Source organism: Klebsiella sp. RHBSTW-00484, from assembly GCF_013705725.1.
Classification (GTDB): Bacteria; Pseudomonadota; Gammaproteobacteria; order Enterobacterales; family Enterobacteriaceae; genus Klebsiella.
In genome coordinates this window covers 1,617,376-1,628,981 of sequence record NZ_CP055481.1, presented here as the reverse complement: position 1 = coordinate 1,628,981, position 11,606 = coordinate 1,617,376, and the positions used below count along the sequence as shown (strand labels likewise).

Sequence of the window (11,606 nt, the reverse complement as noted above, 5' to 3'; positions counted from 1 at the left end):
CCAGATTTTTAAAGAGCAAATATCTCAAACGTAACTCACTGAGTTAGTTTTGAGATATAGAGGTCGGCGACTTTCACTCACAAACCAGCAAGTGGCGTCCCCTAGGGGATTCGAACCCCTGTTACCGCCGTGAAAGGGCGGTGTCCTGGGCCTCTAGACGAAGGGGACACTGAAGTCTCAATCGCAAGACGCCTTGCTATTTACTATTCATCAGACAATCTGTGTGAGCACTACAAAGGCAGGTTCTTTAAGGTAAGGAGGTGATCCAACCGCAGGTTCCCCTACGGTTACCTTGTTACGACTTCACCCCAGTCATGAATCACAAAGTGGTAAGCGCCCTCCCGAAGGTTAAGCTACCTACTTCTTTTGCAACCCACTCCCATGGTGTGACGGGCGGTGTGTACAAGGCCCGGGAACGTATTCACCGTGGCATTCTGATCCACGATTACTAGCGATTCCGACTTCACGGAGTCGAGTTGCAGACTCCGATCCGGACTACGACATACTTTATGAGGTCCGCTTGCTCTCGCGAGGTCGCTTCTCTTTGTATATGCCATTGTAGCACGTGTGTAGCCCTACTCGTAAGGGCCATGATGACTTGACGTCATCCCCACCTTCCTCCAGTTTATCACTGGCAGTCTCCTTTGAGTTCCCGGCCGGACCGCTGGCAACAAAGGATAAGGGTTGCGCTCGTTGCGGGACTTAACCCAACATTTCACAACACGAGCTGACGACAGCCATGCAGCACCTGTCTCAGAGTTCCCGAAGGCACCAAAGCATCTCTGCTAAGTTCTCTGGATGTCAAGAGTAGGTAAGGTTCTTCGCGTTGCATCGAATTAAACCACATGCTCCACCGCTTGTGCGGGCCCCCGTCAATTCATTTGAGTTTTAACCTTGCGGCCGTACTCCCCAGGCGGTCGACTTAACGCGTTAGCTCCGGAAGCCACTCCTCAAGGGAACAACCTCCAAGTCGACATCGTTTACAGCGTGGACTACCAGGGTATCTAATCCTGTTTGCTCCCCACGCTTTCGCACCTGAGCGTCAGTCTTTGTCCAGGGGGCCGCCTTCGCCACCGGTATTCCTCCAGATCTCTACGCATTTCACCGCTACACCTGGAATTCTACCCCCCTCTACAAGACTCTAGCCTGCCAGTTTCGAATGCAGTTCCCAGGTTGAGCCCGGGGATTTCACATCCGACTTGACAGACCGCCTGCGTGCGCTTTACGCCCAGTAATTCCGATTAACGCTTGCACCCTCCGTATTACCGCGGCTGCTGGCACGGAGTTAGCCGGTGCTTCTTCTGCGAGTAACGTCAATGAATGCGGTTATTAACCACATCCCCTTCCTCCTCGCTGAAAGTACTTTACAACCCGAAGGCCTTCTTCATACACGCGGCATGGCTGCATCAGGCTTGCGCCCATTGTGCAATATTCCCCACTGCTGCCTCCCGTAGGAGTCTGGACCGTGTCTCAGTTCCAGTGTGGCTGGTCATCCTCTCAGACCAGCTAGGGATCGTCGCCTTGGTGAGCCGTTACCTCACCAACAAGCTAATCCCATCTGGGCACATCTGATGGCAAGAGGCCCGAAGGTCCCCCTCTTTGGTCTTGCGACGTTATGCGGTATTAGCTACCGTTTCCAGTAGTTATCCCCCTCCATCAGGCAGTTTCCCAGACATTACTCACCCGTCCGCCACTCGTCACCCGAGAGCAAGCTCTCTGTGCTACCGTTCGACTTGCATGTGTTAGGCCTGCCGCCAGCGTTCAATCTGAGCCATGATCAAACTCTTCAATTTAAGTTTGATGCTCGTGAATTAAACTTCGTAATGAATTACGTATGTTCACTCAGAGACTTGGTATTCATTTTTCGTCTTGCGACGTTAAGAATCCATGTCACTTTGAGTGCCCACACAGATTGTCTGATAAATTGTTAAAGAGCAGTGCAACGCGGCTTTCGCTCACCGTTGCGAGGTGGCGTATATTACGCTTTCCTCTTTCAGAGTCAACCTTATTTTCAGGTTTTTCTCTTCAACCGACCCGGCTGTTTGTGTGAAGTGATTCACATCTGCCGTGTCAGTGGGAGCGCATTATAGGGAGTAATTCCGAAGTGACAAGGAGAATTTTAAAAAAAAGATCCACCCGTTTATTTTTCGAGCAAAAACCTTGTCCGGCTTAAATTATCGTCTGGTTTTTAAACAAAAACGAGCCCGATGGGCTCGTTTTTGTTGTTTTGTGATTTACTGCACTGCCACAATCCGATCGTCTTTCACGATTAATTGCACTTCTTGCCCTGGAATCAGCTCCCCAGAAAGAATCTGCTGTGCCAGCGGGTTTTCGATCTGTTGCTGGATAGCCCGTTTCAGTGGACGTGCACCATAAACAGGATCGTAACCATTTTCGCTCAGTAACTTCAGCGCATCATCAGATATGCGGACTTCATAACCACGCTCCTCCAGACGTTTGTACAACCGCTGCAGTTGAATCTGCGCAATTGAAGCAATGTGTTTTTCACCCAGCGGGTGGAATACAACGACTTCATCAATACGGTTGATAAATTCCGGGCGGAAACTTTGGCTAACAACCCCCAGAACAATGTCTTTCATATGGCCATAATCCAACGCCCCGAAACGTTCCTGAATAAGATCCGAACCAAGGTTAGAAGTCATAATGACGACCGTATTACGGAAGTCGACTGTTCTGCCCTGCCCGTCAGTCAAACGACCATCATCCAGAACCTGCAACAGAATGTTAAAGACATCCGGATGCGCTTTTTCCACTTCATCCAACAGGATGACGGAATAAGGACGACGGCGAACCGCTTCAGTCAGATAGCCACCTTCTTCATAACCGACATATCCCGGAGGCGCCCCCACCAAACGCGAGACGGAATGTTTCTCCATAAACTCGGACATATCGATACGAACCATCGCATCGTCGCTATCAAACATGAAGTTAGCCAGAGCTTTACAAAGTTCCGTTTTACCAACACCAGTAGGTCCAAGGAATAAGAATGAGCCAATCGGTCGGTTCGGATCGGACAGGCCAGCACGGCTACGACGAATCGCATTCGATACCGCTTCAACCGCCTCATTCTGACCAATCACGCGATGGTGAAGGTCCTGTTCCATACGCAACAGCTTTTCGCGCTCACCTTCCAGCATTCTGGCGACAGGGATGCCGGTCCAGCGAGCCAGCACTTCCGCAATTTCTGCATCCGTTACTTTATTACGCAACAGGCGCATGGTCTTGCCTTCAGACTGAGTTGCAGCCGCCAGCTGTTTTTCCAGCTCAGGAATTTTGCCATATTGCAGTTCAGACATCCGTGCCAGATCACCGACGCGACGTGCTTGTTCAATGGCTATTTTTGCCTGCTCCAGCTCAGCCTTAATCGTCTGGGTTCCAGAGAGTGACGCTTTTTCAGCCTTCCACTCTTCTTCTAATACTGAATATTGACGCTCTTTATCCGCCAGCTCTTCATTCAGCATATCCAGCCGCTTGATACTGGCTTCATCCGACTCTTTCTTCAACGCCTGCTGCTCCAGCTTGAGCTGGATAATACGGCGGTCGAGGCGATCGAGCTCTTCCGGCTTCGAGTCAATCTGCATGCGGATGCTGGATGCCGCTTCATCAATCAAGTCGATGGCTTTATCCGGCAACTGCCGATCAGCGATGTAGCGATGCGATAAAGTAGCCGCTGCAACAATCGCCGGATCGGTTATCTGAACGTGGTGGTGCAGTTCATAACGTTCTTTAAGGCCACGCAAAATTGCGATGGTATCTTCTACCGTCGGTTCAGCAACGAACACCTTCTGGAAACGACGTTCCAGCGCCGCATCTTTTTCGATGTACTGACGATATTCGTCCAGCGTCGTGGCGCCTACGCAGTGCAGTTCACCACGAGCCAGTGCCGGTTTCAGCATGTTCCCGGCATCCATGGCGCCATCAGCCTTACCAGCCCCCACCATAGTGTGCAGCTCGTCAATAAACAGGATAACGTTACCTTCCTGTTTCGCTAGATCGCTAAGCACACCTTTTAGACGCTCTTCAAACTCGCCACGATATTTAGCCCCAGCCACCAGCGAGCCCATGTCCAGTGACAGTACCCGACGGCCTTTCAGGCCTTCCGGAACCTCACCATTCACAATTCGCTGCGCCAGTCCTTCAACAATGGCCGTTTTACCGACGCCTGGTTCACCAATGAGCACAGGGTTGTTTTTGGTACGACGCTGCAGTACCTGAATAGTACGGCGAATCTCTTCATCACGGCCGATCACCGGGTCAAGCTTCCCCTGCTCGGCACGCTCGGTCAGATCGACGGTAAATTTTTTCAATGCCTGACGTTGGTCTTCGGCACCCTGATCGTTCACGCTTTCACCTCCACGCATTTGTTCAATCGCCTGACTCACATTGGCGGTTGTTGCTCCGGCGGATTTCAAAAGGTCGGTCAGCGTACCGCGTGATTCAAGCGCCGCCAGAACGAACAGTTCTGACGAAATAAAGTTGTCCTTTCTCTTTTGCGCCAGCTTGTCGCAAAGGTTCAGAATACGCACCAAATCCTGTGATGGTTGAACATCACCACCGGTACCTTCCACCTGGGGTAAACGGCTCAGTGCTTGTTCAATATTGGTGCGTAACTCTCCAGCATTGATGCCAGCTGAAGTTAATAAAGGACGTACCGATCCCCCTTCCTGATTCAGCAAGGCGCTCATTAAATGAAGAGGTTCGATGAATTGGTTGTCGTGCCCAAGTGCAAGCGACTGGGCATCGGCAAGAGCAAGCTGGAATTTATTGGTAAGACGATCCAGACGCATAACTCCTCCCATAACAGGTCAAATTTGCTACTGGAGATTAAATGAGGTCATCCCTCAATTATTCAAGGTTAAAGACCTGAACTATGCAAAAAAATAAGTCTGCCTTCTGGATCGTCTTAGTCCGGCAGGTTATATCAGCCAGATGAAACTTGCCATACGCCCTGTCGCCTTGTCGCGACGATAAGAGAAAAAATCATCCTTTTCACTTAGAGTACAGCGGTCGCCACCGAAAACCAGCTCCACGCCGGCGTTCGCCAGGCGCTGACGAGCTAGTTGATAGATGTTAGCGAGGTATTTCTCGCCCGTAGGACGAAATGCGCTCTCCGCTTGGGCATCCTTTTCCATAAAGGCTTCACGTACTTCCGCACCAACCTCAAATGCTTCCGGCCCAATAGCCGGGCCAAGCCAGGCCATGATATTTTCTGGTTGATCGGCAAAACAGGAGACCGTTTCTTCCAGTACGCCTTCGCATAGCCCACGCCAGCCGGCATGAGCAGCCGCGACCTCAGTGCCTGCGCGGTTACAAAAAAGCACCGGCAGGCAGTCAGCTGTCATTACCGCACATACCGTACCTGGCACATTGCAGTACGAAGCATCCGCGCGTTTTGATTCATACGGCCCGCCGTCAAGTTTTAGTACCGCCGTGCCGTGAACTTGCTCCAGCCACACCGGATATGACGGCAGGCCGCCTGCGGCAAACATCCGCCGACGATTCTCTTCTACGTGCTGTAGATTGTCGCCACAATGAGCGCCAAGGTTGAGTGAATCATAAGGAAACTGACTCACCCCACCAATACGAGTTGAACTACAGGCAGCCACGCCTTCTGGTGCAGCCCATTGCGGAACAATCAATTTAGTCATAACCAGTCGATATCGTCCTTATGGTCTTCAAAATCAGCACGCATGGCATCAATCAAATCAACCATATCTTGCGGAATCGGCGCGTGCCATTCCATCTCAATGCCGCTAACCGGATGGTATAAACGCAGCATAGTGGCATGCAGAGCCTGGCGATCGAACTTACGCAGCGCTGAAATGAACTCTTCCGAAGCCCCTTTCGGCGGACGCGGGCGACCACCGTAAACCTGATCGCCCACCAGCGGATGGGTGATATGCGCCATGTGCACACGAATCTGGTGCGTACGGCCGGTTTCCAGGCGCAAACGCAGACGAGTATGAATGCGGAAATGCTCCATTATGCGATAATGCGTCACCGCCGGTTTCCCCATTGGGTGCACCGCCATATGCGTACGTTTGGTAGGATGGCGACTGATCGGTTCTTCAACCATTCCCCCAGCCGTCATGTGACCAATCGCTACCGCTTCATACTCACGGGTGATTTCACGCAGTTGCAGAGATTCCACTAGTCGGGTTTGCGCCGGGATAGTTTTCGCCACCACCATCAAACCGGTGGTGTCTTTATCCAGACGGTGCACGATACCCGCACGCGGTACATTGGCGATGAGCGGATAGTGATGCAGCAGCGCATTCAGCACAGTACCGTCAGGATTGCCCGCGCCGGGGTGTACAACTAAACCGCGCGGTTTGTTAATTACGAGGATGTCATCATCTTCATAAACGATATTGAGCGGAATATCCTGCGGTTGAAAACGGACTTCTTCTTCGATTTCAACATCGACAGAAATCGTCTCTCCCCCCAGCACCTTCTCTTTCGGCTTGTCGCTAACATTGCCGTTTACCAGCACTCTCTGGTTGAGGATCCATTCTTTTATGCGTGAACGCGAATAATCCGGGAACAATTCGGCCAAAGCCTGATCTAAGCGTTGACCGAGTTGTTTTTCGGTCACCGTTGCGTTGAGTTGTACTCGTTGTGCCATATACAGCTTCTTCGTTTAACGTTGGGTTTTACGGCTTTGCCGTTTAATATAGTGTGCTATTGTAGCTGGTCTTAATCGGGAGCAGGAACAGAGATTCTCCCGCATAAACATTTTGAGGAAGTCAAAACGTCATGACGCGCATGAAATACCTGGTGGCAGCAGCCACACTGAGCCTGGCTTTGGTGGGTTGCTCTGGCTCAAAGGAAGAGGTGCCCGATAACCCGCCGAATGAGATCTACGCAACCGCTCAGCAAAAGCTGCAGGACGGTAACTGGAAACAGGCAATAACGCAACTGGAAGCGTTGGATAACCGTTATCCCTTCGGCCCCTATTCCCAACAGGTACAGTTGGATCTAATTTATGCGTACTACAAAAACGCGGACCTTCCGCTGGCTCAAGCAGCCATCGATCGCTTTGTGCGCCTGAACCCTACGCATCCTAACATTGATTACGTCATTTATATGCGTGGTCTGACAAATATGGCGTTGGATGACAGTGCGCTGCAAGGTTTCTTCGGTGTCGATCGCTCCGACCGCGATCCGCAACATGCACGCAATGCCTTTACCGACTTCTCCAAGCTGGTTCGTGGTTACCCGAACAGCCAGTACTCAACCGATGCCTACAAACGTATGGTGTTCCTGAAGGATCGTCTGGCGAAGTATGAACTGTCGGTTGTTGATTATTACACCGATCGCGGAGCGTGGGTTGCCGTTGTGAACCGCGTAGATGGCATGCTGCGTAACTATCCAGATACTCAGGCCACTCGCGATGCACTGCCGAAGATGGAAAACGCTTACCGCCAAATGCAAATGAGTGCTCAGGCTGACAAGGTCGCGAAAATCATTGCGGCAAACAGCAAAAACACCTGATCGCCTTTAGATAAGCAAAACGGCAGTCAAAATGGCTGCCGTTTTTTTATTCATTGAAGACCCTTAGCTGAAGCGGTTTAGCGCCGGGTTAACTCATCAAATATGGCTCTCTTTCTTCCATTCGACAAGTAAAATCTCATCTGTTCCTGTCCTGCCTCACAAAATGAATTTGTTGACAAAAAGTGACAATAAAATGTGATTTAAATCACGTATTTTGACATTGGGCGAGGTATGCTGAATTCACCAAGACGGGAAAGACAAGAGGTAAAATTTATGACAATGAACATTACCAGTAAACAAATGGAAATTACTCCGGCAATTCGCCAGCACGTCGCAGACCGTCTCGCCAAATTGGAAAAATGGCAAACTCACTTAATTAACCCGCACATTATCCTCTCTAAGGAGCCGCAGGGTTTTGTCGCTGATGCAACTATCAATACGCCAAATGGCCACTTAGTTGCCAGCGCACGGCACGAAGATATGTATGCCGCAATCAACGAATTGATCAACAAGCTGGAACGGCAGCTGAACAAAGTGCAACACAAAGGGGAAGCCCGCCGCGCCGCAACATCGGTGAAAGAGGCAGGCTTTGTGGAAGAAGAAGAGTAATCCTTAACTTAAGCTTGTGTCATGCCACGCGCCTTCGGGCGCGTTTTTTATTGACAGAATGAAAACAGTACAGGTACTGTAATCCCCACTAACTCAAGGAATTCATCGTGAAACTGATCCCGTTCTTCTTCGCATTCTTTTTTACCTTCCCCTGAATGGGAGGCAATTCGTCGTGTGATAAAGAATGCGAAGACGAACTACAAGGCCTCCCAAACGGGAGGCCTTTTTTATTGATAATCAATAACAAGAAAGGCAACACATATGACCGAGGAAAACCCATTACTGGCCCTACGCGATAAGATAAGCGCTCTGGATGAGAAACTGCTTGCGCTGCTGGCGGAGCGCCGCGGCCTGGCCGTGGAGGTCGGAAAAGCCAAGCTGGCATCACATCGTCCGGTACGCGATATCGACCGTGAGCGCGACTTGCTGGAACGCCTGATGACAATAGGGAAGAACCACCATCTTGATGCTCATTACATTACGCGACTGTTCCAGTTGATCATTGAAGACTCGGTCCTCACTCAGCAAACGCTATTGCAGCAGCACCTGAATAAAATCAACCCGCACTCCGCGCGCGTGGCGTTTCTCGGGCCTAAAGGCTCATACTCGCACCTTGCTTCTCGTCAGTATGCCGCCCGCCACTTCGAACAGTTTATCGAAAGTGGTTGCGCTAAATTCGCCGATATCTTTGAGCAGGTGGAAACCGGCCAGGCTGACTATGCCGTCGTCCCGATTGAAAATACCAGCTCCGGCGGTATCAATGATGTTTACGACCTTCTGCAGCACACTAGCTTGTCTATCGTTGGCGAGCTGACTCTGCCTATCGATCACTGCGTGCTGGTGTCGACATCAACCGATGCGCAGCAAATTACAACCGTCTACAGTCACCCGCAGCCGTTCCAGCAGTGCAGTCAGTATCTTAGCCGCTATCCGCACTGGAACATTGAATATACTGACAGCACGTCCTCAGCAATGGAAAAAGTGGCACAGGCTAACTCACCGACTGTTGCCGCATTGGGTAGCGAAGCGGGCGGCGCTCTGCATGGTTTACAGGTTCTGGAACACTGCCTGGCTAACCAGACGCAAAACATCACCCGTTTCCTGATTTTAGCCCGCAAAGCGGTAAACGTTTCCGATCAGGTTCCGGCGAAAACAACCTTGCTGATGGCCACCGGCCAACAAGCTGGTGCCCTGGTGGAGGCGCTACTGGTACTGCGCAACCACAATCTGATCATGACTAAGCTGGAATCGCGCCCAATTCATGGCAATCCGTGGGAAGAGATGTTTTATCTGGATATCCAGGCCAATCTGGAATCACTGTCCATGCGTAAGGCACTGAAAGAGCTGGCCGAGATTACCCGTTCGATGAAAGTGCTGGGCTGCTACCCCAGCGAAAACGTGGTGCCGGTCGATCCAGTTTAACGCTCGATAAATGGCAATTTCTTCATCCCTGCCACCGCTACCGGCAGGGTGAAGATCGCACCGGAGAGCGGATACTTCGCCACTTCATCGGAATCCATATTCTCCCGCGTGGTAGTGATGTAGAGAGTCTTCATATCCGCACCGCCAAAACAGACCATCGTCGGGCAACGAACTGGTAAACAATATTCTTCCAACTGCTCACCCGCTGGTGAAAAGCGTGCAATACGCCAGCCGTCAAACATTGCACTCCAGTAGCATCCTTCAATATCAACAGCAGCACCATCCGGGATCCCTTCCCCCGATTGAAAGCGACGAAAGATCTCGCGCTTACCCGGCTCACCCTGTTCATCCAGCGGCGTACGATAAATAACTGCATTTGGCGTATCCGAAGTATACATCCAGCACTTATCTTCGCTAAATGCCAGGCCGTTGGCGCCGTGGATATCGCACTGAATAACCTGCGGAGAGAGATAGTTATCAATACGCATCAAAAGCGCACCGTTAAAGTCACCTGGCCCCCAAAAGGTCCCCGCGTAAAAGCGACCATCGCGATCGGTTCCACCATCATTAAAACGAGCTAACTGCGGATTACCAGGGTTATCGCACACTTTTCGCTGCAGTAGGCCGTGAGCATCAGTAAGCCAGATGGCGCTACGTAAAGCGACAATGAAACCGCCCTTCTCCCGCAGCGAAAAACAACCCACCTCTTCGGGAAATTGCAGCACCAGATGTTCACCGTTCTGCACATCGTAGCGGTGAATCTCACACTCCATAATATCGGCCCAGTACAACACCTGTTCGGCCTCGCTCCAGGTCGGACATTCCGGCAAATGTCCTGCGTAATCAAACAGCGGTTGTGGTTCAGCCATCGTTCTCATCCCTATAAAAAAAGCCAGTGGATAACCCCTCTGGCTTTTATTGTATACGTGTTTTACGACCTACTGCCGATTATCATTTGCCTGCCGCAGCAACGTCCGGCTTTCGCTCTGGAAGCGCTGAGCGTAGTCACCAAACCAGTGCTCAATCTTACGGAAACTATCGATAAATGCCTGTTTATCCCCCTGCTCCAGCAGGTTAATCGCTTCACCAAAACGCTGGTAATAGCGTTTGATCAGCGCCAGATTATTTTCTGAGGACATAATAATATCAGCATAAAGCTGCGGATCCTGAGCAAACAGTCGACCAACCATCGCCAACTCCAGGCGATAGATAGGTGACGATAGTGCCAGCAATTGCTCAAGGCGTACATTCTCTTCGGCCAGGTGAAGCCCATAAGCGAAAGTCGCAAAGTGGCGCAGCGCCTGAATAAAGGCCATATTCTGGTCATGTTCGACAGCGCTAATGCGGTGCAGTCGCGCACCCCAGACCTGAATTTGCTCCAGGAACCACTGGTAGGCTTCTGGCTGGCTACCATCGCAGTACACCACTACCTGTTTCGCCAGGCTACCGCTATCCGGACCGAACATTGGATGCAGACCCAACACTGGCCCTTTATGCGCGGCTAACATCGCCTGCAACGGTTCGGCTTTGATCGATGCCAGATCGACCAGGATGCAGTCCTCTGGCAGCGGCGGCAGCTGTGCAATCGTTGCCACAGTCGTGTGAATTGGCACGCTGACGATGACCATACCCGCATCAGCAACCATCTCCTCCGCCCGTGACCAGTCATCTTTCTCCAGGATACGAACCTGATAGCCGGAAAGCGTCAGCATCTTCTCAAAAAGACGTCCCATCTGCCCACCGCCACCGACAATAACAACCGGACGCAGGTTCGGGTACAGCGTTTTAAAACCTTTGTCGTTCTCGCTGGAGTAAGACTCGCGCATCACGCGACGCAGTACATCTTCGATAAGGTCTGGAGGAACACCAAGCGCTGCGGCCTCTTCACGCCGGGAGGCCAGCATTGCCGACTCACGCTCAGGAACATAAATCGGCAGCCCATATTGGCTTTTAACTTCACCGACTTCAGCAACCAATTCCAGACGGCGTGCCAGAAGCTCCAGCAACGCCTTATCGACTTCATCAATTTGATCGCGTAACGCGGTCAGTTCAGCAACCAT

Annotated in this window: 9 protein-coding genes, 1 tRNA gene, 1 rRNA gene and 1 other annotated feature; of the genes, 4 read left to right on the top strand and 7 right to left on the bottom strand. The window is 51.3% G+C overall.

What is annotated here, in order from left to right:
- Window positions 1–92: 92 nt before the first annotated feature.
- The 5 genes from HV213_RS07885 to rluD form a co-directional block, all read right to left on the bottom strand.
- Window positions 93–168: transfer RNA gene (locus HV213_RS07885), tRNA-Glu, on the bottom strand.
- Window positions 169–253: 85 nt separating this feature from the next.
- A 16S ribosomal RNA gene (locus HV213_RS07880) occupies window positions 254–1,793 on the bottom strand.
- 441 nt (window positions 1,794–2,234) lie between these two features.
- The gene (gene clpB, locus HV213_RS07875; RefSeq protein ID WP_181485279.1) at window positions 2,235–4,808 is read right to left on the bottom strand and encodes an ATP-dependent chaperone ClpB; all 2,574 of its coding nucleotides are present in this window, start codon (window positions 4,806–4,808) and stop codon (window positions 2,235–2,237) included.
- Between the two features lie 129 nt (window positions 4,809–4,937).
- Window positions 4,938–5,669 carry a purine nucleoside phosphorylase YfiH gene (gene yfiH, locus HV213_RS07870; protein ID WP_181485278.1) on the bottom strand — a complete coding sequence of 244 codons (732 nt, stop codon included), beginning with the start codon at window positions 5,667–5,669 and terminating at the stop codon, window positions 4,938–4,940.
- Window positions 5,666–6,646 (bottom strand): 23S rRNA pseudouridine(1911/1915/1917) synthase RluD, encoded by a 981-nt coding sequence (rluD, locus tag HV213_RS07865; RefSeq protein WP_110277470.1) that lies wholly within the window; start codon window positions 6,644–6,646, stop codon window positions 5,666–5,668. Before rluD ends, yfiH begins: the two co-directional genes overlap by 4 nt.
- A gap of 131 nt (window positions 6,647–6,777) precedes the next feature.
- Between rluD and bamD the strand changes: the two genes are divergently transcribed.
- The 4 genes from bamD to pheA all read left to right on the top strand — a co-directional run bounded on the left by bamD (window position 6,778) and on the right by pheA (window position 9,546).
- Window positions 6,778–7,515 carry an outer membrane protein assembly factor BamD gene (bamD, locus tag HV213_RS07860; RefSeq protein WP_181485277.1) on the top strand — a complete coding sequence of 246 codons (738 nt, stop codon included), beginning with the start codon at window positions 6,778–6,780 and terminating at the stop codon, window positions 7,513–7,515.
- A 273-nt stretch (window positions 7,516–7,788) separates the two neighbouring features.
- Window positions 7,789–8,124, top strand: a complete 336-nt coding sequence (raiA, locus tag HV213_RS07855; protein ID WP_110277468.1) for a ribosome-associated translation inhibitor RaiA — start codon at window positions 7,789–7,791, stop codon at window positions 8,122–8,124.
- A 106-nt stretch (window positions 8,125–8,230) separates the two neighbouring features.
- Window positions 8,231–8,355: a sequence feature (Phe leader region), on the top strand.
- Window positions 8,232–8,279: a pheA operon leader peptide PheL gene (pheL, locus tag HV213_RS07850; RefSeq protein ID WP_101706155.1), complete on the top strand. Its 48-nt coding sequence runs from the start codon at window positions 8,232–8,234 to the stop codon at window positions 8,277–8,279. It overlaps the preceding feature by 48 nt.
- A 30-nt stretch (window positions 8,356–8,385) precedes the next feature.
- Window positions 8,386–9,546 carry a bifunctional chorismate mutase/prephenate dehydratase gene (gene pheA / locus HV213_RS07845; RefSeq protein WP_181485276.1) on the top strand — a complete coding sequence of 387 codons (1,161 nt, stop codon included), beginning with the start codon at window positions 8,386–8,388 and terminating at the stop codon, window positions 9,544–9,546.
- On the opposite strand, the gene HV213_RS07840 is transcribed toward pheA, so the two are convergent.
- Window positions 9,543–10,415, bottom strand: coding sequence for an SMP-30/gluconolactonase/LRE family protein (locus tag HV213_RS07840; RefSeq protein WP_181485275.1), 873 nt, complete (start codon window positions 10,413–10,415; stop codon window positions 9,543–9,545). The genes pheA and HV213_RS07840 overlap by 4 nt on opposite strands.
- A gap of 69 nt (window positions 10,416–10,484) precedes the next feature.
- The gene (gene tyrA, locus HV213_RS07835; protein WP_181485274.1) at window positions 10,485–11,606 is read right to left on the bottom strand and encodes a bifunctional chorismate mutase/prephenate dehydrogenase; all 1,122 of its coding nucleotides are present in this window, start codon (window positions 11,604–11,606) and stop codon (window positions 10,485–10,487) included.